At 72.7% G+C, this 21,822-nt stretch carries 23 protein-coding genes and 1 tRNA gene; 11 read left to right on the top strand and 13 right to left on the bottom strand.

From position 1 onward, the window contains the following. The first annotated feature begins 21 nt into the window (after positions 1-21). The 5 genes from J4557_RS35630 to J4557_RS35610 all read left to right on the top strand — a co-directional run bounded on the left by J4557_RS35630 (position 22) and on the right by J4557_RS35610 (position 4,285). On the top strand, positions 22-957 hold the full coding sequence (locus J4557_RS35630; protein WP_307800400.1) for an ABC transporter ATP-binding protein: 936 nt from the start codon (positions 22-24) through the stop codon (positions 955-957). Then, complete coding sequence (locus J4557_RS35625) at positions 954-1,652, top strand: ABC transporter ATP-binding protein (protein WP_243776865.1); 699 nt, start codon at positions 954-956, stop codon at positions 1,650-1,652. Before J4557_RS35630 ends, J4557_RS35625 begins: the two co-directional genes overlap by 4 nt. Positions 1,653-1,769: 117 nt before the next feature. Beyond that, positions 1,770-3,059: a Tm-1-like ATP-binding domain-containing protein gene (locus J4557_RS35620; RefSeq protein ID WP_208271184.1), complete on the top strand. Its 1,290-nt coding sequence runs from the start codon at positions 1,770-1,772 to the stop codon at positions 3,057-3,059. Then, positions 3,056-3,877 carry a phosphoenolpyruvate hydrolase family protein gene (locus J4557_RS35615; RefSeq protein WP_208271183.1) on the top strand — a complete coding sequence of 274 codons (822 nt, stop codon included), beginning with the start codon at positions 3,056-3,058 and terminating at the stop codon, positions 3,875-3,877. The genes J4557_RS35620 and J4557_RS35615 overlap by 4 nt, the downstream gene beginning before the upstream one ends. Then, positions 3,878-4,285, top strand: coding sequence for a cupin domain-containing protein (locus tag J4557_RS35610; RefSeq protein WP_208271182.1), 408 nt, complete (start codon positions 3,878-3,880; stop codon positions 4,283-4,285). Positions 4,286-4,313: 28 nt separating this feature from the next. Here the strand turns inward: J4557_RS35610 and J4557_RS35605 are convergent, their stop codons facing one another. Further along, a complete protein-coding gene (locus J4557_RS35605; protein WP_208271181.1) occupies positions 4,314-4,964 on the bottom strand; it encodes a hypothetical protein in 651 nt (216 codons plus the stop codon). Positions 4,965-5,095: 131 nt separating this feature from the next. Further along, complete coding sequence (locus J4557_RS35600; protein ID WP_208271180.1) at positions 5,096-5,476, bottom strand: YchJ family protein; 381 nt, start codon at positions 5,474-5,476, stop codon at positions 5,096-5,098. An 80-nt stretch (positions 5,477-5,556) separates the two neighbouring features. Between J4557_RS35600 and J4557_RS35595 the strand changes: the two genes are divergently transcribed. Next, positions 5,557-5,772, top strand: coding sequence for a hypothetical protein (locus J4557_RS35595; RefSeq protein ID WP_208271179.1), 216 nt, complete (start codon positions 5,557-5,559; stop codon positions 5,770-5,772). Between the two features lie 95 nt (positions 5,773-5,867). Here J4557_RS35595 and J4557_RS35590 read toward each other — a convergent pair whose 3' ends face one another. Beyond that, the gene (locus tag J4557_RS35590; RefSeq protein WP_208271178.1) at positions 5,868-7,388 is read right to left on the bottom strand and encodes an alpha/beta hydrolase domain-containing protein; all 1,521 of its coding nucleotides are present in this window, start codon (positions 7,386-7,388) and stop codon (positions 5,868-5,870) included. A gap of 191 nt (positions 7,389-7,579) precedes the next feature. Here J4557_RS35590 and J4557_RS35585 point away from each other — a divergent pair, with 191 nt between their 5' ends. Further along, positions 7,580-8,239 carry a cutinase family protein gene (locus tag J4557_RS35585; RefSeq protein ID WP_208271177.1) on the top strand — a complete coding sequence of 220 codons (660 nt, stop codon included), beginning with the start codon at positions 7,580-7,582 and terminating at the stop codon, positions 8,237-8,239. 75 nt (positions 8,240-8,314) lie between these two features. Here the strand turns inward: J4557_RS35585 and J4557_RS35580 are convergent, their stop codons facing one another. Next, on the bottom strand, positions 8,315-8,857 hold the full coding sequence (locus tag J4557_RS35580; protein ID WP_208271176.1) for a GNAT family N-acetyltransferase: 543 nt from the start codon (positions 8,855-8,857) through the stop codon (positions 8,315-8,317). 68 nt (positions 8,858-8,925) lie between these two features. Beyond that, a complete protein-coding gene (locus J4557_RS50090) occupies positions 8,926-9,528 on the bottom strand; it encodes a CGNR zinc finger domain-containing protein (protein WP_243776864.1) in 603 nt (200 codons plus the stop codon). Positions 9,529-9,626: 98 nt separating this feature from the next. Between J4557_RS50090 and J4557_RS51860 the strand changes: the two genes are divergently transcribed. Both J4557_RS51860 and J4557_RS35560 read left to right on the top strand, forming a co-directional pair. Beyond that, the gene (locus tag J4557_RS51860) at positions 9,627-10,604 is read left to right on the top strand and encodes a YbhB/YbcL family Raf kinase inhibitor-like protein (protein ID WP_307800399.1); all 978 of its coding nucleotides are present in this window, start codon (positions 9,627-9,629) and stop codon (positions 10,602-10,604) included. 36 nt (positions 10,605-10,640) lie between these two features. After that, complete coding sequence (locus J4557_RS35560; RefSeq protein ID WP_208271175.1) at positions 10,641-11,558, top strand: ketopantoate reductase family protein; 918 nt, start codon at positions 10,641-10,643, stop codon at positions 11,556-11,558. Positions 11,559-12,237: 679 nt separating this feature from the next. Here the strand turns inward: J4557_RS35560 and J4557_RS35555 are convergent. Then, positions 12,238-12,310: transfer RNA gene (locus J4557_RS35555), tRNA-Arg, on the bottom strand. A 177-nt stretch (positions 12,311-12,487) separates the two neighbouring features. Here J4557_RS35555 and J4557_RS35550 point away from each other — a divergent pair. Both J4557_RS35550 and J4557_RS35545 read left to right on the top strand, forming a co-directional pair. Beyond that, entirely contained in the window at positions 12,488-12,919 is a 432-nt protein-coding gene (locus J4557_RS35550; RefSeq protein WP_208271174.1) for a hypothetical protein, read from the top strand. Between the two features lie 81 nt (positions 12,920-13,000). After that, positions 13,001-14,032 carry a D-alanyl-D-alanine carboxypeptidase family protein gene (locus J4557_RS35545; protein WP_208271173.1) on the top strand — a complete coding sequence of 344 codons (1,032 nt, stop codon included), beginning with the start codon at positions 13,001-13,003 and terminating at the stop codon, positions 14,030-14,032. Between the two features lie 3 nt (positions 14,033-14,035). Here J4557_RS35545 and mscL read toward each other — a convergent pair whose 3' ends face one another. The 7 genes from mscL to J4557_RS35510 all read right to left on the bottom strand — a co-directional run bounded on the left by mscL (position 14,036) and on the right by J4557_RS35510 (position 21,804). Then, complete coding sequence (gene mscL / locus J4557_RS35540; protein ID WP_208271172.1) at positions 14,036-14,446, bottom strand: large conductance mechanosensitive channel protein MscL; 411 nt, start codon at positions 14,444-14,446, stop codon at positions 14,036-14,038. Between the two features lie 287 nt (positions 14,447-14,733). Continuing rightward, a complete protein-coding gene (locus tag J4557_RS35535; protein WP_208271171.1) occupies positions 14,734-15,354 on the bottom strand; it encodes an SAF domain-containing protein in 621 nt (206 codons plus the stop codon). Beyond that, entirely contained in the window at positions 15,351-16,169 is an 819-nt protein-coding gene (locus tag J4557_RS35530) for an S-methyl-5'-thioadenosine phosphorylase (RefSeq protein WP_208271170.1), read from the bottom strand. The genes J4557_RS35535 and J4557_RS35530 overlap by 4 nt, the downstream gene beginning before the upstream one ends. A 157-nt stretch (positions 16,170-16,326) precedes the next feature. Next, positions 16,327-18,456 carry an MMPL family transporter gene (locus tag J4557_RS35525; RefSeq protein WP_208271169.1) on the bottom strand — a complete coding sequence of 710 codons (2,130 nt, stop codon included), beginning with the start codon at positions 18,454-18,456 and terminating at the stop codon, positions 16,327-16,329. Positions 18,457-18,707: 251 nt separating this feature from the next. Next, complete coding sequence (locus J4557_RS35520; RefSeq protein ID WP_208271168.1) at positions 18,708-19,061, bottom strand: FmdB family zinc ribbon protein; 354 nt, start codon at positions 19,059-19,061, stop codon at positions 18,708-18,710. Between the two features lie 162 nt (positions 19,062-19,223). Beyond that, on the bottom strand, positions 19,224-20,711 hold the full coding sequence (locus J4557_RS35515; protein ID WP_208271167.1) for a potassium/proton antiporter: 1,488 nt from the start codon (positions 20,709-20,711) through the stop codon (positions 19,224-19,226). Positions 20,712-20,814: 103 nt separating this feature from the next. Beyond that, positions 20,815-21,804 carry an NAD(P)-dependent oxidoreductase gene (locus J4557_RS35510; RefSeq protein WP_208271166.1) on the bottom strand — a complete coding sequence of 330 codons (990 nt, stop codon included), beginning with the start codon at positions 21,802-21,804 and terminating at the stop codon, positions 20,815-20,817. Positions 21,805-21,822 lie beyond the last annotated feature (18 nt).

The following is a 21,822-nucleotide window of genomic DNA, read 5'->3' as shown; positions in this document are numbered from 1 at the left end:
TCCCCGCAGGGAGGCGGAGCCGTGGTAGACGCACCGGATCTGGCCGAACTCGAACGCCGCGCCGTCGAACGCGGCCCCGCCTACGGCGAGGGCGCGCACATCGTCTGCGACAACCTCGTGCGCATCTACAAGAGCGAGGGCATCGAGGTCGTCGCGCTGCAGGGCCTGGACCTCCTCGTCGACCCGGGCGAGCTGATCGCCCTCGTCGGCGCGTCCGGGTCCGGCAAGTCCACGCTGCTGAACATCCTGTCCGGGCTGGACGTGCCGACCGCCGGCGTCGCCCGCGTCGCCGGGTCCGACCTGCTCACCATGTCGGCGAAGGAGCGGCTCGCCTTCCGCCGCGAGCAGGTCGGGTTCATCTGGCAGCAGACCGCCCGCAACCTCCTGCCGTACCTGACCGCCGTGCAGAACGTCGAGCTGCCGATGCGGTTCGCCGGCCGGTCCCGGCGCGAGCGGGCCACCCGGGCCGCCGACCTGCTCGGCATGCTCGGCGTCGGCGACTGCGCGGGCCGCCGCCCCGCGGAGCTGTCCGGCGGCCAGCAGCAGCGGATCGCGATCGCCGTCGCGGTCGCCAACGAGCCGCACGTCGTGCTCGCCGACGAGCCGACCGGCGAACTCGACACCGGCACCGCCGCCGAGGTGTTCGCCGCGTTCCGCCGGGTCAACCAGGAGTTCGGCACCACCACGGTGATCGTCACGCACGACGCCGGCGTCTCCGAGCGCGTGGACCGCACCGTCGGCATCCGCGACGGCCGCACCAGCAGCGAGGTCCGCCGCCGCGACGCGTCCGACGGCACCCGCACCGCGGAGGAGTACGCCGTCCTCGACCGGGCCGGGCGCGTCCAGCTCCCGCGCGGCTTCACCGAGGCCCTGGACATGCGCGAGCGCGTGCGGCTGGCGCTGGAGGACGACCACGTCGGCGTCTGGCCCGACCTGCCCCGAGAGGAGGGCGAATGACCGAGCCGATGGTCGCCGTCGACGGCCTGGTCCGCACCTACCGCGCCGGGAAGGTCGAGGTCCCCGCGCTGCGCGGCGCCTCGTTCCGGGTCGAGCCCGGCGAGCTCGTCGCGATCCGGGGCCGGTCCGGGTCCGGCAAGACCACGCTGCTGAACCTGATCGGCGGCCTCGACACCGCCGACGGCGGCACCGTCCGCGTGGACGGCCGGGAGATCGGCGCCCTGTCCGAGGACGACCTGCTCGCGCTGCGCCGCGACGACATCGGCTTCGTGTTCCAGTCGCACGGCCTGATCCCCGTGCTGTCCGCCGCCGAGAACGTCGAGGTCCCGCTGCGGCTGACCCGGACCGCGCCGGCCGAGCGCGACGAGCGCGTCCGGGTGCTGCTCGCGCTCGTCGGTCTCGCCGACCACGCCGCGCAGCGCCCTTACGAGCTGTCGGGCGGGCAGCAGCAGCGCGTCGCGATCGCCCGCGCCCTCGCCAACAGGCCGCGCCTGCTGCTCGCCGACGAGCCGACCGGCCAGCTCGACTCCGAGACCGCCGCCGCGCTCATGCCGCTGCTGCGCGCGATCGTCGCGGGCGAGGGCGTCACCGTGCTGGTCGCCACGCACGACCAGGCGCTGCTGTCGGAGGCCGACCGCGTCCTGAACCTGGAGGACGGCAAGATCACCGAAGCGCCGGTGCCCGCGGCGGGCTGACCCCTCTCTGGGCCGGCGCGTCCGGAGCGGGGCGTGCGTCCGGGCGGCGCGTGCGGCCGGTTGCCGGGCCCGGCGCGAGGGCATGATCTCCAGGGAAGTCAGGGACGGAGGTGCGGTGTGGCGACCGTGGTGCTGGTGGGGACGCTCGATACCAAGGGCGCGGAGTACGCCTGGCTGCGGGACCGGCTCCGCGAGCTGGGCTGCGAGGTCGTCCTCGTGGACGCCGGGGTCGGCGAGCCCGCGGCGGGCGTCGTGGCCGACGTGCTCGCGGAACGGGTCGCGGAGGCGGGCGGCACGACGATCGCGGCGCTGCGCGGCGCGGGCGACCGGGGCGCGGCCGTCACGGCGATGGGCGAGGGCGCGGCCGTCGTCCTCGCCCGGCTGGTCGCGGAGGGACGGGCCGACGCGGTCCTCGCGGTGGGCGGGAGCGGCGGGTCCTCGATCGCGGCGCGCGCCGTCCGGGACCTGCCGATCGGGCTGCCGAAGCTGATCGTGTCGACGATGGCGTCCGGGGACGTGGCGCCGTACGTCGGCGCGAAGGACGTGACGATGACCTACAGCGTCGTCGACATCGCGGGCGTGAACCGGGTGTCGCGGCTGATCCTCGGGAACGCGGCGGCAGCGGCGGCGGGCATGGCGAAGGCCCGCGCGGACGCGCCCCCGGAGCCCGCGGACGAGCGGCCCCTCGTCGCGGCGTCGATGTTCGGCGTGACGACCCCGGCGGTCGACGCGGCGCGCGAGCGGCTCGGCGACCTCGGCTACGAGGTGCTGGTCTTCCACGCGACCGGTGCCGGAGGGCGCGCGCTGGAGGGCCTCGTCGACAGCGGCCTCATCGCGGGCGTCCTCGACCTGACGACGACGGAGCTCGCGGACGACCTGGTCGGCGGCGTCCTGTCGGCCGGCCCGGACCGGCTCACCGCGGCGGGACGGCACGGGATCCCGCAGGTCGTGGCGCCGGGCGCGCTGGACATGGTGAACTTCGGCCCGCGCGACACCGTCCCGGAGAGGTTCGCCGGCCGCAACCTGTACGTCCACAACCCGACCGTGACGCTGATGCGGACGACGCGGGACGAGATGGCGGAACTCGGGCGGCGGGTCGCGGCCAAGCTCGCCGCCGCCACCGGGCCGACCGTGCTGTTCGTCCCGCTCGGCGGCGTGTCGGCGCTCGACGTGCCCGGCATGCCGTTCCACGACCCGGACGCCGACGCCGCCTGCTTCGCCGCGCTGGACGGCGCCGTCGCGACCGAGAGGCTGGACGTCGACATCAACGACCCGTCGTTCGGCCGCGCGATGGCCGACCGGCTGCACGAGCTGATCACGGAGCACGCGCGGAGCGCGGAGCACGGGCCGGAGGCGGGGCACGAGACGAACGCGGGGCAGGAGCCGAGCGCGGGAGGAGCGCAGTGAACCGTCAGACCGTCCTGGAACGCCTGCGGGCGGCGGTCGCGCAGGGCAAGCCGGTGATCGGCGCCGGAGCGGGCACGGGCCTGTCCGCGAAGTGCGCGGAGGCCGGCGGCGTCGACCTGATCATCATCTACAACTCGGGCCGCTACCGGATGGCGGGCCGCGGTTCCCTCGCGGGCCTGCTCCCGTACGGGGACGCGAACCAGATCGTCGTCGAGATGGCGTCCGAGGTGCTGCCGGTCGTCCGGGACACCCCCGTCCTCGCGGGCGTGTGCGGCACCGACCCGTTCCGGGTGATGCCCGTCTTCCTCGACCAGCTGAAGGCGATGGGGTTCTCCGGGGTGCAGAACTTCCCGACCGTCGGCCTCTACGACGGGGTGTTCCGGCAGAACCTCGAGGAGACCGGTATGGGCTACGACCTCGAAGTGGAGATGGTGCGGCTCGCCCGCGAACGCGACCTCGTCACCGCCCCCTACGTCTTCGACGAGGACTCGGCGCGGGCGATGGCGGAGGCCGGCGCGGACGTCCTCGTCCCGCACGTCGGGCTCACCACCAAGGGCAGCATCGGCGCCGGCACCGCCCTGACGCTGGACGAGGCGGTCGCGAAGGTGCAGGCCATGCGGGACGCGGCGGCCGAGGTCCGCGACGACGTGCTCGTCCTGTGCCACGGCGGCCCCATCGCCGAACCGGACGACGCCGCCTACGTCCTGTCCCGCACCGAGGGCGTCGTGGGCTTCTTCGGGGCCTCCTCGGTCGAACGGCTGCCGACCGAGCGGGCCATCACCGAGCAGGTGGCCGCCTTCAAGAATCTGGAGATCTGAATGCACGTGACGCCCGGCGACGTGTCCACGATGACGTTCGACTGGGGTTCGATCAAGTGGTTCGTCACCCCGTCCACCGTCGAGGGCGCGGGCAGCACCCTCGGCGAGGTGATCGTCAACCCGGGCAAGGGGCACGCGCGGCACAACCACCCGAACGCCGAGGAGGTCATCTACGTCGTCTCCGGCGAGGCGGAGCAGATGGTGGACGACGGCGCGCCGTTCACGATCCGCGAGGGCGACGCCGTCCACATCCCGAAGGGCGCGTGGCACTCCACCTACAACGCCACGTGGCGCCCGCTCCGCCTGATCGTCACGTACACGCCGGGCGGTGAGGAGAAGGCCCTCGAAGGCGCGCCCGACTTCTGCCTCCACGAGGCCGGGGCCGTCCCGGAATGGCGCCGGGCCTGAGCCGCCGTTCCGGGACGCCGCGGGAGCGCTACTCGTCGGTGAAGGAGCAGTCCGGCGGGTTGTCCGGCGGCTGGATCGTGCCGGTGGGGATCTCCAGTGGCGCCGCCTTGACCGTGTAGCCCTTCAACCACCGGCCGTCCGGACCCGCGCCGGCCGGGCTGAACGGCACGGGTCCGCTCCCCATCTGCTGGCACTGCGGGTACACCAGGCCCCAGGAGAAGCCCATCCGGTCGAACCGGTGGCCGCGCGGTGACTGGTAGAAGGTCAGGTTGGCGCGCTTCTCGTTCGGCGGGATGCCGTGCTCGTCGTCCTGCCGGATGCCCGACACGACCGCCACCGGCCCGGACGCCATCACGTAGTCGACCTTGATCGTCCCCCAGTGGTGCGTGGACGGCCCGCCCGGTACGTCCGGCGCGAAGTGGTCGAACCGGACCGTCCCGCGGGCGGCGCCCATGACCATCTTGCCGTCGACGAACTTCCACGGCCCGCCGTGCGCGTCCACGACGAACCGCCGGTACGGGTACTGCGGATCGCCCGGGTACTTCAGCCAGGCGTCGCCGGTGACGTGCGACTCGCGCGGGGCCGGCGCGCCGGTCTCCTGCGCCATGGCCGTCCCGCCGCCGACCGCGCCGGCCGCCGCGAGAGCGGCCGCCGCGACCGCGATCCTCCGGTGCGACATGTGGGTCTCCCTTCGCCGCGGGCGACCGCCGCCCGCGTCCCCAACGTCGCAGCCGCCGCGGGCGCCGGACCTCCCCCGCGCGGCCGAAGCCGCTGCCCCTCAGGGGCCGGCCTGCCTCCCCCGCGCGGGGGTCACGCGACCTTGCCCCGGACGTAGACCCACGCGCCGTCGTGCCGGACGAACCGGCTGATCTCGTGCATGACCCCGTCCTGCCCGCCGGCCGTGTAGTGCGCCCGGAACTCCACGATGCCCCTGTCGTCGCCGGGACCGCCGTCCTCGGTCCGGACGATCTCCAGCCGCGTCCACCGCGTCCCGGGATCGGTGTCGACGTGCTCGGGCCGAGTCGCCGGATGCCAGCTCTTCAGCAGGTACGCCTCGTCCCGGACGGCGAACGCGCTGAACCGCGACCGCATCAGCTCCTCGGCCGTCCGCGCCGCGGCCTCCCCCCGGTGCAGCCGTCCGCAGCACTCCCCGTACGAGGTCCCGGTCCCGCAAGGGCACTTCTTCGCCATGCGGCGATTCTTCCGCAGCCGCGCGGCGGCCCCGGCCTGACGTCCGGCTATTCCGCTTCCTGGGGGGTAAAGGGACGAACATGCACAAAGAGCATGAGGACGACCTGGTCGAGTCGCAGGGGGTGAACGCGGGCGGACCCGTGGACGCCCCGCCGTCCGGCGCGAAGCCGGAGGGCCCCGCCTCCGAGCCGCCGGACGAGCCGCTCACCGCCGGAACGCTCGACGACGAGATGGTCGGGCTCCCCGCCCAGAAACCCGGCTACCCGGGTCAGCAACGCTCGGTCGACACGAGCTGAGCGGAGCGCCGCGCCGGACCTGATCGCGGGCGAGCGCCGGCCGGCGGGGCGCCCGGTCGCCGGGCGCCCGCGCCGGCCGGCGCCGTCCCTCGGGGTCAGCCGCCGACGCCGGAGTCCTGCGCGGCCTTCACGATGGCCGCCGCGTCCTCCGGCAGCAGGTACCCGCCGTCGACGGACTGCTGCGCCGCCGCCTGCACCTTGGCCACGTACCCGGCGTGCGTCGGGTACAGCCGGCTCAGCACCGGCTCGGCGACCGGCGGGAACGAGGGGTTGGACGGGTCGCCGGAGTCGTGCCGGTCCCACCCGTCCGCGTCGCCGTTCCACGGGTCCCGGGCGCCGTAGAGGCCGCAGAAGACCCCGTCGCCGAGGCCGAGGTTCCGCAGCCCGGTGAGCGTGCGCGTCGGCACCGTGACGTCCGGCAGCCGGACGCCGCCCGTCGCGAGCCCGGTGCGCGGGTCGCGCAGCACCGTGTCCAGCGGCGCGCCGCTCGGCGGCCGCGCCCCGCCCCGCGCCCATGACGCCAGGTGGCGCAGCGCCGCGTTCATCGAGTAGTGGCCGGGACCGTCGTTGAACGGCGCCGTTCCCGCGCGGCAGTCCGGCTGCGGCGCCGCCGACCCGACCGACTTCTTCAACGTCGGATCACCCAGGTCGTACGCCCACTGGTCGCCGTGCGACGTGCCGGCCAGCTCCCAGTGCACGACGCTGCCGGTGTCCGGCTGCCGCGCCACCGACGCCAGCGGCACGTCCGTCTCGGTGAGCACCACGAACGCCGGCACCGGCAGGTCCGTCCGGATCCGGGACGGGTTCGGCATCGTCAGCGTGTCCGCCAGCTGGCCGCTGATCGGCGCGCCCACCGCGCTGTTGCTGTGGATCATGAGGCCGTCGTAGACCTTCGCGACCGGCTGGACCGCGTCGGCGTACGTCGTCATGAATCCGGCCGACTGCGACTCGCCGTCCGCCAGCAGCGTCCTCACCTTCAGCCCGCCGAGCGGGTCCGGGCCGTCCGGCGCCCGCAGCGCCCGCCCGGCCTGCGAGAAGATGTCGTAGGAGTACGCGTCGCCCGGGTGGACGAGCGTCCCGTACCGTTCGGGATCCCAGCCCTTCAGGCCGTGGACCTCGCCGAGCCCGCCGTTGACGCCGACCGCCTGCGCCGAGACGCCGACCCACGCGTAGCCCTCGCGGAGCAGCTCGTCCCGCTCGAACCAGTAGTCCGGCGACAGCTCGAGCTGGCCGCTGACGTTCAGCCACTCGACGACGACCGTCCCGTTGAACTTCGCCGGGTCCGTGGGCCGCCGGACGAGCAGCCGGGTCTTGTACGCGGCGCTGCCGGACTCGCGCACGCTCCACCGCCCGTCCGAGCCCCACGGTCCCGCCTTCGCGTACGAGTGGGCGGTGCCCGAGATGAAGTACTCGTTCTCGGTGTAGCCGTACGAGCCGAGGTTCTCGGCGGCGGCGAGGAACGGGAAGCCGTGGCTCCCCGCGGGCGGGACGCTGACGGCCGGGTCGTCCGCCTCCGCGCGGGCGGACGGCGCCGCGCCGATGAAGGCGCCGAAGAGCACCGCCCCCAGAGCCGCGGCGGTGGCCCGCCGTCTCGGGGAGCGCAGGGGTAGTCGCACGGTTGCCTCCTTGAAGCGCTGGCAGGGGGAAGCACAGTGTCGGCCGCCGCCCCGCTCCCGGCATCGGGGAAATCGCCGGTCCGGCGGACCGGCCGGTGATTCTGCCGATGCCGGGGCGGCACCCGGGCCCCTACGTTCCTGCGCTGACCGGTCCCGGATCAGCCGGGGCCGGCGAGCAGAAAGAGGCCCGCATGTCCCTCTCCCCGTCCCTCCGGCGGCTCGCCGCCGTCGCGTTCGCCGGCGCCGTGAGCGCCGCCGGACTGGCCACCCTGTCCGCCGCCCCCGCGTCCGCCGCGAGCTGCTCGGACGTCGACGTCGTCTTCGCCCGCGGCAGCGGCGAGCTGCCCGGCCTCGGCATCGTGGGCACGCCGTTCGTCAGCGCGCTGAAGGGCGACCTGCCGGGCAGGACGGTGAGCTCCTACGCGGTGAACTACGCGGCCGACCTCGCGCAGACCAGCGCCGGTCCCGGCGCCACCGACATGAGCAACCACGTCAAGTCCGTCGCCGCGTCCTGCCCGGGCACCTCGTTCGTCCTCGGCGGCTACTCGCAGGGCGCCAGCGTCACCGACATCGCGATCGGCATCCCGACCCTCCTCGGCACCGGCGGGACCATCCCGACGAGCCTCGCCCCCCGCGTGAAGGCCGTCGTCGTCTACGGCAACCCGCTGCGCCTGTACGGCCAGACCATCAACACCGCCAGCTCCCTCTACGGCCCGAAGGCGAAGGAGTTCTGCAACACCGGCGACCCCGTCTGCGCGAACGGCGTCGACATCGCCGCCCACCTCACCTACGCCACGAACGGCACCGTCCCGCAGGGCGCCCAGTTCGCCGCCGCCAAGATCAACGGCTGACCCCGCCCCGAACACGAGCCCCCGGCCCGCCACCAGAGCGGCCCGGGGGCTCGACCAGCGTCTCGAACGCGAGAATCATCCGGGGCGATCCAGCCCCCAGGTCTGCAGGGCGTAGGGCCGCCCTTTCTCCTCGCCGGTGATGAGCGGCACGTCGAGCAGCCGGAAACCCGACCGCACGGCCACGGCGACGCTGGCCGCGTTCTCGGCCTCCAACTCAAGGATCACCCGTTCGGCCCCCAGATGCTCGAAGGCGTACGAGGCCATGACCCGGACCGCACGCGCCGCCAGGCCCCGGCCGCGGAAGGCCGGGCCGATGGCGTAGCCGAGCTCGATCCCCTCCGGAGCGCGCCGCAGCATCACCTCGCCCATCGGCGCGCCTCCGTCGGCGGTGATGGCCAGGAGGGCGCCGCCCTCCCTGCGCAACCGCCTGGCCCGGTCCAGCCGGGCACGCGCGGCCGCCGCGTCGAAAGGGGAGACGATGGGCGTCCAGTACGCAATGTCAGGGTGATCGAACAGGAACGGCATCGCGGGCAGATCCGCCTCAGTCCAGTCGCGCAGGACTAGATCCTCCCCCGAGAGCTCGATGTGCTCGGGCAAGGGGGACGGGCTGTTGGCCATGGCAGGAGGCTCCTCGAGGTTGACCGGCTTCGTCGAGACCGGGGTCCGCCATGCGGGGGGACCACAGGTCAGGAATCGTGCTCGGCTTTTCGCCGGCGGTACGCAGCGGATCGGTCCTTGCTTCCGCAGGCGGCGCTGGAGCACCAGCGGCGGCGTCCCGGGCGGCTGGTGTCGACGAACAGCAGGGCGCACTCAGGGCTCGCGCATTCGCGGATGCGGCCGGCGGCGGTGCCGGTGAACAGGTCGATGGCGTCGCGTGCGACGGTGCTCAGCGCCGCCTCTTCGCCGCCGCCGACCGGCAGTGCCAGCCGGCCGGTCCCCTCATGGAGGACAGGGATCAGAGGCGGGGCGGCGGCCGCGACGGTGATGGTGGACTCGTCTTGGACGGCGGCCGGCCGGCCGGCCATGACCGCGTGGGCGACGCGGTGGATCGCCTCGCGGAGCGCACGGGCTGTGTCCAGTCCGGTCGGCGTGACCGCGACCGGTTCGTCGAGCAGCCCGTACTCGCGGTACCACCGCTTCAGGTCGGCCGGTTCCCGCAGGCGCTCGTAGTTGCCGCGCCACCGTTCGCCGACCGTGGCGACGAAGGCCAGGCACAGGCGGTCGGAACGGAAGTTGAACCGCAGTTCCTCGGTGGGGACGTCTCTGCTCCTGGTTGCACCGGCTTCCATGTCACGAGTATAACGTGTGACGTGATCAGTTGGCGGGGGCGCGCATCGATGGACTCGGCTCCCAGATGGCCGTGCGGCCACGTTCGGAGAAGGAACCCATGCGCATCGTCCGCGCCGACCACCTCGTACTGACCGTTCGCGACATCCCGGCCGCCGTCGAGTGGTACAGCACCGTGCTGGGGATGACACCCGTGACCTTCGGCCAGGGCAGGCGGGCTCTCACCTTCGGCGGACAGAAGCTCAACCTCCACCAGGCCGGACGGGAACTGGAGCCCAAGGCCGCGCACCCGGCCCCCGGCTCGGCCGACCTGTGCCTGATCAGCGCCATCGCCCTCGCCGACGTCCAGGAACACCTGCGCGACCTGGCCGTGCCGATCGAGCTGGGGCCGGTCGCCCGTACGGGAGCCACCGGACCCATCACCAGCATCTATCTCCGGGACCCGGACGGGAACCTCGTCGAGATCAGCACATACGACTCGGGCCGCCCCCAGGCACCCGACCCGTACGACCTCCTCCCGCCGGTCACCGCCCTGGCTGTGCACAGCCCTGACATCGCGGACGGGCAGCCCCTCGCCAAACCGCACGTTCACGACAGCGTCGGCGGCGGGAACAAGAGCCCGGAGTTGAGCTGGACCGGCGCACCGGAAGGCGTGCACGGCTACGCGGTCACCTGCTACGACCCGGACGCCCCCACCGGCAGCGGCTTCTGGCACTGGATCCTGCTCGGGCTCCCCGCCACGTGCACCCGGCTGCCCGGCAACGCCGGACGGGGTGACGGCGGGCACCTTCCTGCCGGCGCACGGCATCTGCGCAACGACTTCGGCGCCCACGCCTACGGAGGCGCCGCCCCGCCGAGCGCGGACCCCGCCCACCGGTACGTGTTCGCGGTTCATGCCCTGGACACCGGCGACCTTGGGCTGACGGCCGACGCCAGCGCCGGATATGCCGGTTTCGTCCTGGGCGCCCATACCGTCGCCCGTGGCGTCCTCCGACCCACGTACCGACGCGACCGGCCAGGCACGGGATCGAGCGTGACCGACGGCTCACAGATGGACCCGCGACGAAATCGCGTCTGAACACCCGGATTCTCTCCGATCGCAGCAAGGAGCACGATGACCGACTCAGCACCCTTCACCGTGGCAGTACTCGGCCCCGGTGGCGTGGGCGGCCTGCTCGCCGCCCTGCTCGCCCGCGCCGGACACCGAGTGATCTGCCTGGCCGGCGAGCCGACCGCTGCCACGCTGCTCCGCACGGGGATCAGTGTGCGCAGTGCCCAGTTCGGTGACTTCACCGCGAAGGTCGAGGCCGATACCGAGCTCACCGAACCCGTCGACCTGTGCCTGATCACCTGCAAGCAGACCGCGCTGGAGGCCGCCTTGCGGCGCGTCCCGCCGGCAGCCGTCGACGACGGTCTCATCGTTCCGCTCCTCAACGGTGTCGAGCATCCGGACCTGCTGTGCCGGCGGTTCCGCCCGGAACTGGTGGCGCCGGCCGTCATCCGCGTCGAATCCACCCGGGTCGCTCCCGGACTCATCGAACACGGCAGCCCGTTCACCGACATCGACCTGGCCGGTGATGCCGTGCCTCCCGAGCGCCTCGACGCCGTGGCCGCGATGCTCAACGCAGCCGGGGTGCGCACCAAAGTGCAGCCCGACCAGACCGCCACGCTATGGCGCAAGATGAGCTTCCTCGCCCCGATGGCACTGCTGACCACACGACACGGACTGTCCATAGGCGAGCTGCGCTCCGCGCGGAGACAAGAACTGCTCGAGCTCGTCGAAGAGACCACAACGGTCGGTCGCGCCTTCGCGCCCGAGATCAACGCCGATGCGGTGATGCGGGCGTACGACGACTTCCTGCCGGAGACCAAGTCCTCCATGCAGCGCGACGCCGAAGCTGCTCGGCCGCTGGAGCTGGACGCCATCGGCGGGGCATTGCTTCGCGCCGCGGACCGGCAGTCCGTCCAGGCGCCGATCACTCGCAGGCTGGTCACGGAGCTGACAGCGCTCGCGCGTTCGACAGCGCCCTGACCAACCGCCGAATAGCGAAGGCGGCGGTGTCCGGGAGAGCAGGCCGCCGGGTGCCCGAGCCTCAGCGCTCCTCTCGCGGTCCTGCTCCGCGGCTCCGGTGTCCTACGGCGCGCCGCCACATCCGGCATTCCAGTGGACATGTGGATGGCCGCGGTGCTCTCGCCTCGGAGCGTCGGCAGGCAGACCGCGCCCGTCGGCCTCCCTCGCTCCCTGGCGCATCCGACGTCTTTCACGGGACGGCCCCACGCGTCCTGGACGATCGCCGGCTCGGCACGTTGATCGCGATTCGGCGCCCCGGCCAGGACAGGCACGCCGCCGGCCACCCGCGCGGCGCCGCGCTCCGGAGGGGCGCGCCGCCACGGTGCGCCGCCACGGTGCGCATCGCTTCAGGCGATCGACGACATCGAGGTGCGAAGGGCTCGCCTGGTCCGCGAACTCGGACTCCTGGAAAACGGCGACGGCGACCTGATGCGCGACATCCGTCACCACTCGGCGGCGCTCTCGCCTGAGCGGAACGCGAACCTCGACGAGATGGCGGCGCACGAGAGGCACTTCCGGTCCGCGCCCGCCCGAACTGCTGGACCTGATCCTTGTAGGCGAGGTGGACCTGACCAGCGCCCACGGGCCGGTGTTCCGAGGCGGGGGGCGGCGGGGCCGCCCCTGTTTCCCGCCTGTTCGGCGCCCCCGGCAGGATTCGAACCTGCGACACCCGCTTTAGGAGAGCGGTGCTCTATCCCCTGAGCTACGGAGGCATGTCGTCGCTTGCCGGAAGAGCGTAGCGGACGGCACCTACAGGGTAGGGGAAGGGGCGGGCTGGGCGCTCCCCGTTATGGGGGTGGCGGAGGCTCAAGAGAGCGCCAAAGCGTGGCGGGAGACGGCTTACGCGCGCTCTAGGCCGGATGGGGTCGGTGTGGGTACGCTTCGGTGCCGTGACGGGTCGGCATCGCGGGCAGCCGAAGGACCGGGAGCCCGGGGAGGCGGCGGAGACGCGTGCGCCTCGGCGGAGGCGGGTCGCGATGGTCGCGGGGGCGTTCCTGGTGCCCGTCGCGCTGGCGACCGTGGTGGCGCTCTCGCTGCGCGAGGAGCCCTCGGGACGGGCGGACGGCGCGCCCACGCCGACGCCGCGGGCCGCGCAGGCGGCGCCCTCGGCGGAGCCGACGATCGGGAAGTACGTCCCGCCGGAGAGCGAGCCGCAGGCGGAGACCAAGGCACCGCGGCGCGTCGCGACGACGCAGGCGGAGCCGACGAAGAAGGGGACGCCGAAGCCCTCGCAGCCGCCGGACGTGCGGCCGTCGTGCCCGTGGGCGGGCGTGCCGTACCTCGACCAGTGGTGCCATCGCCATCGTCACCCGGGCCGCTGATGCGGTTGCGCCCTGTTCAACTGTGAACCTGTAGTAGCGTTCTGCCGCTGTTCGTATTCGGGCATCAGGAGGAAAACCACCGTGCCGAACCCCCGGTCGGCTGCGTTGGCCGCGGCCGTCCTGGTGATGGCGACGCTCGTGCCGCAGGGTGCCGGCAGGGCGGCCGATGGCGGGGACGACGTCAAGTCGCTGCGCGAGGCCGCCGCGAAGGCTCGCGACGAACTCGAGTCGGCCACCAAGGACATGGAGGGCCGCAGGAAGGACCTGGCGGCCTCGCAGAGCAAGCTGAAGGCGACGCTGCAGGACCTCGCGGACGCCGAGGCGCAGCTGAACGAGATCCGGCAGCCGCTGGCCCGGCTCGCGAACTCCTCCTACCAGCAGCCCGGCGCGGCCGGGTCGATGGCGGTGTTCGGCGGCGGCGATCCGGAGGAGGCGCTGCGCGCCACCGCGGACGTGACCCTGCTCGCCCGGTCGCAGCAGGCGCTTGTGGACCGTGCCGACGCGCTGCAGAAGCGCAAGCAGCAGCTGGCGTCCACCGCGCAGGACCTGCAGTCCCGCAGCGCGATCGCGCAGACGCGCGTGCAGCAGGACATCGACGGGCTGAAGCAGCGGTCCGCGCAGCTCACCGACCAGCTGAACGCGATGCTCAAGAAGCTGCCCGCGAGCAAGCGGCTGGAACTCGGCTGTGACAAGAGCCTCGCCGCCGACGCCAAGAAGTTCCCCAACGGGCTGATCCCGCAGAAGTACCTGTGCCCGCTGCCGCAGAAGGGGCGCGAGCTGCGCGCCGACGCGGCGCTCGCCTTCTACAAGCTGAACGCGGCGTACAAGGCGCACTTCGGCCGCGACATGTGCCTGACGGACTCCTACCGGAGCCTGGCCGAGCAGCAGTCCGTCTACGTGCGGCGGCCCGGCTTCGCGGCCGTGCCCGGCACCAGCAACCACGGCAAGGGCCAGGCCATCGACGTCTGCGGCGGGGTGCAGAACCAGGGCTCGGTGCAGTTCAACTGGCTGAAGGCCAACTCCAGGAAGTACGGGTGGTTCCACCCGGCGTGGGCCTACAGCAACCCGTTCGAGCCCTGGCACTGGGAGTACGGCACCGAGAGCCAGTACTGAACGTCAGGGGGTCTTCGCCAGCGGGACGATCTCGGAGGTGCAGAACCGGCAGCGCCGCGCCCTGATGGGGATCTCGGCGAGGCACTCGGGGCACTCCCGCTCGGTGGCCTCCTTCCCGCGGTCCATGCGCTCGATCAGCTTCGTGGTCGGCAGCACGACCAGGAAGTAGACGATCACCGAGGTGATGAAGAAGGCGATCGCCGAGGTGACGAAGATGCCGTAGGGGAACTTCGTGCCCTCGATCGTCAGGGAGAGCCGGGTGTAGTCGGGCTTGCCGCCGATCAGCGCGATCAGCGGGGTGATGAAGGAGTTCGCGAAGTCCTTGACCAGCGAGGCGAACGCGGCTCCGACGACGAACGCGACGGCGAGGTCGACGAGGTTTCCGCGGAAGAGGAATTTCTTGAATCCGCCCATGTGCGTGCTCCTGGGGGTCGGTGGGGCGCGTCCCGTCGGACGCCCTCCCGGCGGGGATCGGCTGTGGGTGCGGGCGAGGGGCATGGCCGATCAGTGTCTGGTCTGCCCTGACCGGAGGGGGTTCTCGCTCCCGCGTGCGTCATATCACTGATGTTCGGTCCGGCCCGAGCCGGGCGGAACGGCTACGGATGGTAATGAAGGTTCACCCCTTGCGCCAAGTTGACGGCTGGCCGCGGCGGCGGTGAGCTGCCCGCCGACGCTTGATCCCCCGCCCGTCCACGAGGCGGTCAGGGGCCGGTGATGGTGATCGAGAGGGCGGGGCCCGCGCCGGCGAGGGCCTGGGCCTGCGCCCGGTCGGTCGCGAGGACCACCAGGGCCCCCTCCCGGCCGCCCTCGTCGCCGCGCCGCGGCACGGTCACCACCGGCACGCCGGACACGATCACGCGGGCCGCGCCCCACCGGCCGTCTCCGCCGGGGAGGCCGTCGGGACCGGAGGAGGGCGGGCCGGCCAGCACGTCGACCCGGTCGCCGGAGTGCAGCAGCCGGACGGTGTCGGCGTCGGCGATGCGGACGGGCGCGGCGACCGTCCCGGGGCCGTAGCCGCGCAGGAGCCCCTCGCCGACCAGGCGGGCGTCGGTGAGCGGCTCGCCGCGCCGCACGGGGCCCGCGAGGACCCGCCCGGCCGCGCCGGAGCGGAGCGCGCCCGCCGGGACGGCCGGGGGCGGCAGGTCGAGGGCGCGGAGGTCGGACGTGCCGAGCGTGGCGCCGGCGGGCAGGTCGCGGGCCGCGGCCAGGACGCGGGCCGAGGGCGGCGGCCCCGGCCGCAGCGCGGTGAGGGCCAAGCCCGCGGCGGCCGCGGCGGACAGCGCCGCCAGCGGCCGCCGGAGCCGGGCCGCGCGTGCCCTCACGGCAGCTCCAGCGGGAGGGCCATGCCGTCCAGGACCGAGGGGCAGGCGCAGCCGCGTTCGGCGGGCAGCGCCTTCACCACGTCCGCGACGAGGCCGCGCAGCCGCCCGATGTTCTCGCCGAACACCCGCAGCACCTCGTCCATGGTGACACCGTCACCCTCCTCGATGCCGGCGTCGAGGTCGGTGACCAGGCACAGCGGGGTGTAGCAGAGCGCCAGCTCGCGGGCGAGGACGGCCTCGGGGTGGCCGGTCATCCCGACGAGCGTCCAGCCCTGGCCGGCGAACCAGCGGGACTCGGCCCGGGTGGAGAACCGGGGGCCCTCGATGACGACGAGGGTGCCGCCGTCGACGGGCGCCCATCCGGCGGCGTCGGCGGCGTCGACGGCGGCGCGCCGGCCGACCGGGCAGTACGGGTCGGAGAAGGAGACGTGGATCGCGGCGCCGTCGTCGTAGTAGGTCTGCCGGCGGCCGGACGTCCGGTCGACGAACTGGTCGGGGACGGCCAGCGTGCCGGGCCCGAGGTCGGGGGTCAGCGAGCCGACCGCGCTCGGCGCGAGGACCTGCCGGACGCCCAGCGCCCTCAGGGCCCACAGGTTGGCCCGGTAGGGGATCTTGTGGGGCGGGAAGCGGTGGTCGCGGCCGTGCCGGGGGATGAACGCGACGCGCCGCCCGGCGAGCTCGCCGACGTGGACGCTGTCGCTCGGCGGGCCGTAGGGGGTGTCGACGCGCACCTCCTCGACGTCGTCGAGGAAGGAGTAGAAGCCGGAACCGCCGATGACCGCGATCTCGGCCGTGGGCTGCGAGTTGGTGGACATGCCGCCGACACTAACCAGCCCGCCGGACCCGTGCGGATCCGCCGTGAAATGTGGATAACTTCATGATCGGCGGACGCGGCGGACGCGGCGGACGCGGCGGAGGGGCCCGGCGCCCCGCCGGACCCCTCCGCGTCCCCAGGACCGGGCGGATATCGCGTCAGCCGACCCGGTCGAGGACCCGGGACCTGCCGGTGCCCGCCTCGCGCGCGGCGAGCCGCCCCGGCGCCCAGATCCGCCGTCCGAGGTCGTGCGACAGGGCGGGCAGGAGCAGCGACCGGACGACCAGCGTGTCGAACAGGACGCCGAACGCGACGACGAAGCCCATCTCCACCATGGACACCAGCGGCAGCGTCGCCATCGCGCCGAACGTCGCCGCCAGCACCACCCCGGCCGAGGTGATGACCCCGCCGGTGACGGTGAGGCCGCGCCGGATGCCGCGCCGCGTGCCGAGCGCCTGGGACTCCTCGCGTACGCGGTGCATGAGGAAGATGTTGTAGTCGACCCCGAGCGCCACCAGGAAGGTGAACGCCTGCAGGGGGAACCCCGTGTCCGTGCCCTCGAAGCCGAAGCCGTGCCTGAAGATGAGCGCGCACGCGCCCAGCGAGGCGAGGAACGACAGGACGACGGTGCCCATCATCAGCAGCGGCGCGACGAGCGCGCGCAGCAGCAGGACGAGGATGACGAAGACCACGCCGAGCACGATCGGCATGATGACCTTGTTGTCGCGCACGGAGGCCCGCTTGGTGTCCAGGGACGTGGCGGTGGTGCCGCCCACCTTCGCGTCGGCGGACGGGACGGCGTGCACCGCGTCCCGGAGCCGGTCGATGGTCCGCTCGGCCGCCTTGCTGTCGGCGGGGTCGCGCAGGGTCGCCTCGTACATGACCAGCCCGCCGGCGGTGGCGGGTGGACCGACCTGGGCGACGCCCTCCGTGCGCCCGGCCGCGGCGGCGATCTGCGCCGACGCCGGCGCCTTGCCGATGACGACGGCGGGGGAGCCGGATCCGGCGGGGTAGTGCCGCGCCACGGCCTCCTGCCCGGCGATCGAGTCGGGGCGTCCGGTGAACTGCCCCGCGTTGGAGAGCCCGTCGGCCTTGAGCGAGCCGAGGCCGAAGGTGAGGCCGACCAGGACGATGCCGGTGGTGAGCCAGAGCACACGCGAGCGCCTGCCCACGAGGCCCGCCACGCGGGACCAGATGCCGTGCTCGGCCTCGTACGCCTCGGGTTCGAGGTACTTGGCGTCGTAGCGGGGGACGAGCGGCCAGAACACCCAGCGGCCGAAGATGACGAGCAGGGCGGGCAGCAGCGTGACCATCGCGGCCAGCGCGGTGAGGACGCCCGCCGCGGCGACCGGGCCGAGCCCGGCGGTGGAGTTCAGGTCGGCGAGCAGCAGGCACAGCAGGCCGACGGCGACGGTGGCGGCGGACGCGATCACGGCGGGCGCGGCGCGGCGCAGGGCGAACGCCATGGCCTCGTGCCGGTCCTCGTGCCGGTGGAGCTCCTCTCGGTAGCGGGCGACGAGCAGGAGGGCGTAGTCGGTGGCGACGCCGAACACCAGCACGGTCATGATGCCGGAGCTCATCCCGTTGACGGTCAGGTCGGCGTACTTGGCCAGCAGGTAGACGACCGACTGGGCGAGCCCGAGGGCGAAGACGGCGCTGAGCACCGGGATGAACCACAGCATGGGGCTGCGGTAGATGATCAGCAGCAGGACGATCACCACGATGCCGGCCGCCATGAGCAGGAAGCCGTCGAGGCTCTGGAACACGCCGAACTGGTCGGAGCCGGCGCCCGCGGGCCCGGTGACGTGCGCGGACAGGCCGGGCGGTCCCCGCTTGACGAGGTCGCGGGCCTGGTCGACGGCGTCGGTCACGTCGTCGCTCTTGATCGGGACGAGGGTCTCCAGGGCCCTGCCGTCCTTGGACGGGAACGGCCCCTGCGCCTTCTCGGCACCCGGGAGGCGCTCGAAGGCGGGCCTGTCGGCGGCGGCCTTGGCGCGGTCGGCCGCGGTGATGCCGGAAGGGCGCTCGTAGACGATGACGGCGAGCATCGTCTCGTCCTTCTGGAAGGCGTCCTGCTGCTTGACGACCTGCGTGGACTCGGCGCTCGCCGGCAGCCATGACGCCGCGTCGTTGTCCTCGGCGTCGGCCAGCCGCCCGGCGAGCGGGCCGAGAGCGGCCAGCAGGACGATCCAGACGGCGAGGACCGCCCACTTGCCGCGGCGTCCGGCGATCAGCCCGGCGAGCCTGCGGGCCGGTGTTCTGGGGGGAGCCTGGCTCTGTGCGCGCATGGTCGATCTCCTGAGAAGTCCGTGAATCTCGCGATATGACGCGAAACTTGCTCAGAGCCAGAGTCTCTCGGAAGGCGAGAGAAAGCAAGTTATATCGCGAAATCTCGGGGTGGCCTCAGGGGCGGGGTAGGGGTGCCCTCAGGGATGTCCCCCAGAGCACGACGAAGGCCGGAGGAACCCGGGCGGGTTCCTCCGGCCTTCGAGAAGAACGGTGGTGAGGCGTAGTCCCAGATGCGGGCGCGACCCCTGGGTCAGGCCACCTTCTCGGACGAAGACGACTTCGGCGAAGAGGTGGAAGACGAGGACGACGACGAGTCGCTCGACGAGCTCGACGAGGACGCCGAGTCGGACTTGCCGGAGTCACCGCTCGACGACGAGCCGTTCGAGCCGTTGGACGAGCTCCCCACGGTGGAGGACGACTTGCCGGAGCCGCGGCTGTCGGTGCGGTAGAAGCCCGACCCCTTGAAGATGATCCCCGCGGCGGAGAAGACCTTGCGGAGCTTTCCGCTGCATGCCGGGCATTCGGTCAGCGCGTCGTCGCTGAACTTCTGCACGACCTCCAGAGGCTCGCCGCACTCGGTGCAAACGTACTGATACGTCGGCACGGTTCCTCCTCGCTGACTCAGTCCGGCGCCGTCCCGGACTGGCACTCACTCTAGATGACTGCTAATGGTACCCACCCGTGGAACACGATTCGCCGCGGGTCTGTTCCCAGCCGCCCCGAGGCCCGAGCCGGGTCGGGCCCCGGTGCCCCTGCAGCGGAACGCTCATGCGCCGGTCTCGCCGAACCAGCCGGCCAGCTTCCCGCGGCGGCTGATGGCGCGCAGCCTGCGTTCCGTGCTCTCGCGTACGGCCTCGGTGGTCACGACCAGCAGCGTGTCGCCGCTTTCCAAGGGCGTGGTGGGTTCCGGTACGAAGCTCTCCCCGTCCCGTACGACGAGGGTAATGGACGCTCCGGCGGGCAACCGCAGCTCGAAGATCTCCACCCCGCTCAAGAGGGAGTCCGGCGGGATGCGGACTTCGAGCAGGTCCGCATGGAGCTCCTCCAGGGGTGCGGCCTCCACGTCCAGTTCGCGCGTCTGCTCGTCGCTCTCGAGGCGGCACCAGCGTGCGACCAGGGGCAGCGTGGGCCCCTGCAAGAGCGTGAACACCACGACGATGTTGAAGACGATGGAGAAGAGCCGGTCGGCGTCCGGCACGTCCTTCACCATCGGGATGGTGGCCAGCACGATCGGGACGGCGCCGCGGAGCCCCGCCCATGAGGCGAACACCTTCTCGCCCCACGACAGCTTGAACCCGATCGAGGAGAGGACGACCGACACCGGGCGCGCGACGAGCAGCAGGACGAACCCGATGACGAGCGCCGGGACGATCTGGCCGGGGAGCGCGCCCGGCGAGGCCAGCAGGCCCAGCATCACGAACAGGCCGATCTGGGAGAGCCAGCCGATGCCTTCGGCGAAGCCCCTCGTGGCCGGACGGTGCGGCAGGCGCGCGTTGCCGAGCACCAGCGCGCTGACGTAGACGGCCAGGAAGCCGCTCGCGTGCAGCAGCGTGGCGGCGCCGTAGGAGCCGATGGACAGTGACAGTACGGCGATGGGGTACAGACCGGATGCGGGCAGGGCGACGCGGCGCAGCGCCTGCGCGCCGAGCCAGCCGATCGCGAACCCGAGCACGCCGCCGGCGACCAGCTCGTACACCATCACACCGGCGAGCTCGGCGAGGTTGGGGACGCCGCCGTGCTTGACGCTGAGCGTCGCCACGATGATCACGACGGGTGCGTCGTTGAAGCCGGACTCGGCTTCGAGCAGGCCGGTCAGCCGGGAGGGCAGGGGCAGCCGGCGCAGCACCGAGAACACGGCCGCGGCGTCGGTGGGGGCGAGCACGGCGGCCAGCAGGAACGCCGGGCGCCAGTCCATCCCGATCAGCCACATGGCGGCGAGCGCCACCACGACGATGCTGATCAGGGTGCCGATGGTGGACACGCTGAGCGCGACGGGCACGGACGGCCGCACGTGCCGCCAGCTGGTGGTGAGACCGCCCTCGGCGAGGATCAGGACGAGCGCGCCGAGGCCGAGCGTCTCGGCCAGCTCGGCGTTGTCGAAGTTGATGTGGAGGGGACCGGACTCGCCGATGAGAAGGCCGAGGCCCATGTACGCCAGGAGGGTCGGCAGGCCGGCCTGGTGCGACAGCCGGACCGCGACGATGGCGGTGAGTACGAGCACGGCCCCGAGGAGTAGCCAGATGTCGAGATGCACATCCCACCCTTCGGGGTCGTCAAAGTTGAACTTTTAGCAATACTACAGAATCGTGTGTCAAATGCATACTTGCGGTTGATGAACGGAATGCCTAGAACGTCCGTTATCTCCTTCTGACCTGGGGATCCACCCCGTTCACAACGTTCTGCACCGCGTGTCCCTGGACGGCCCTGGTGACGTTGTCGAGCAGCATCGTCACGATGTTCCGTTGCGACTCCGTCGTCCCTCCCGCCGCATGCGGGGACAGCAGGACGTTCTCGTGCGTGCGCAGGGGATGGTCGACCGGAGGCGGCTCCTCGTCGAAGACGTCCAGAGCGGCCCCTGCGAGCCGTCCTGACTCCAGTGCGGCGAGGACGGCATCGTCGGGCGCTATGCCCCCGCGCGCCACGTTCACCAGCAGCGCCTTGTCGGGGAGCAGCGCGAGACGTTCCGGCCCTATGAGTCCGCGCGTCTCGTCGGTGAGCGGAAGGGCGAGCACCACGATGTCGGACGTGGCGAGCAGATCGTCGAGCTCCCTGTAGGTGACCGGTGCCGAAGCACGCGGACGCCTCGTCCAGTAGGAGACCTCACAGCCGAGGGCCTGGAACAGCCGCGCCGCTTCCGCGCCGATGGCCCCGTAGCCGACGACTCCCACGCGCTGCGCATGGACCTCCCGGGTGCCCCGGGCGAGAAGCTCCGCCTGCGGCCATTCGCCCGCGCGCACATGCCGGTCGCCCCAGACGAAGTGGCGGCACAGGGCGAAGGCGGCGCCGACCGCCCACTCGGCCACCCCGCGCGCGTTGGCGCCCGCGGTGTTGGCCAGAGGCACGCCGGCCTCCGCCAGCGCGGCGCCGTCGATGCTGTCGGTCCCCACCGCGGGCATCTGCACGAACGCCAGGTGCGGCGCGGCGGCGACCGCCTCGGCGTCGAGTCTCAGTTGGGCGCTGAAGTCGCCGATGACCAGTTCGGCGTCCGGGAGCGCCGCGAGGAGCCCGGCGCGGTCCCTGGTCTGCGGGAACGCCACCTCCACGGTGTCGCCGAACGATCCGAACAGGCCCCGCACGATGTCCTCCCCGAGCGGGGGGAGGGAAAGGATCCGCCACGGCGCCGTCATCTGGAACCTCCCGGTGAG

Origin of the sequence: Actinomadura nitritigenes, assembly GCF_017573545.1 — a bacterium.
GTDB classification, from domain to species: domain Bacteria; phylum Actinomycetota; class Actinomycetes; order Streptosporangiales; family Streptosporangiaceae; genus Spirillospora; species Spirillospora nitritigenes.
Note: the sequence above shows the minus strand (reverse complement) of the source record. Positions and strands in the feature narration are given on the sequence as shown.

What these genes read in the sequence shown, in the direction of transcription:
- J4557_RS35530 (WP_208271170.1), bottom strand. Translation starts at nt 16,169, where the DNA reads ATGTCCACCAACTCGCAGCCCACGGCCGAGATCGCGGTCATCGGCGGT.
- J4557_RS35525 (WP_208271169.1), bottom strand. Translation starts at nt 18,456, where the DNA reads ATGCGCGCACAGAGCCAGGCTCCCCCCAGAACACCGGCCCGCAGGCTC.
- J4557_RS35595 (WP_208271179.1), top strand. Translation starts at nt 5,557, where the DNA reads ATGCACAAAGAGCATGAGGACGACCTGGTCGAGTCGCAGGGGGTGAAC.
- J4557_RS35605 (WP_208271181.1), bottom strand. Translation starts at nt 4,964, where the DNA reads ATGTCGCACCGGAGGATCGCGGTCGCGGCGGCCGCTCTCGCGGCGGCC.
- J4557_RS35585 (WP_208271177.1), top strand. Translation starts at nt 7,580, where the DNA reads ATGTCCCTCTCCCCGTCCCTCCGGCGGCTCGCCGCCGTCGCGTTCGCC.
- J4557_RS35600 (WP_208271180.1), bottom strand. Translation starts at nt 5,476, where the DNA reads ATGGCGAAGAAGTGCCCTTGCGGGACCGGGACCTCGTACGGGGAGTGC.
- J4557_RS35610 (WP_208271182.1), top strand. Translation starts at nt 3,878, where the DNA reads ATGCACGTGACGCCCGGCGACGTGTCCACGATGACGTTCGACTGGGGT.
- J4557_RS50090 (WP_243776864.1), bottom strand. Translation starts at nt 9,528, where the DNA reads ATGGAAGCCGGTGCAACCAGGAGCAGAGACGTCCCCACCGAGGAACTG.
- J4557_RS35510 (WP_208271166.1), bottom strand. Translation starts at nt 21,804, where the DNA reads ATGACGGCGCCGTGGCGGATCCTTTCCCTCCCCCCGCTCGGGGAGGAC.
- J4557_RS35560 (WP_208271175.1), top strand. Translation starts at nt 10,641, where the DNA reads ATGACCGACTCAGCACCCTTCACCGTGGCAGTACTCGGCCCCGGTGGC.
- J4557_RS35580 (WP_208271176.1), bottom strand. Translation starts at nt 8,857, where the DNA reads ATGGCCAACAGCCCGTCCCCCTTGCCCGAGCACATCGAGCTCTCGGGG.
- J4557_RS51860 (WP_307800399.1), top strand. Translation starts at nt 9,627, where the DNA reads ATGCGCATCGTCCGCGCCGACCACCTCGTACTGACCGTTCGCGACATC.
- J4557_RS35625 (WP_243776865.1), top strand. Translation starts at nt 954, where the DNA reads ATGACCGAGCCGATGGTCGCCGTCGACGGCCTGGTCCGCACCTACCGC.
- mscL (WP_208271172.1), bottom strand. Translation starts at nt 14,446, where the DNA reads ATGGGCGGATTCAAGAAATTCCTCTTCCGCGGAAACCTCGTCGACCTC.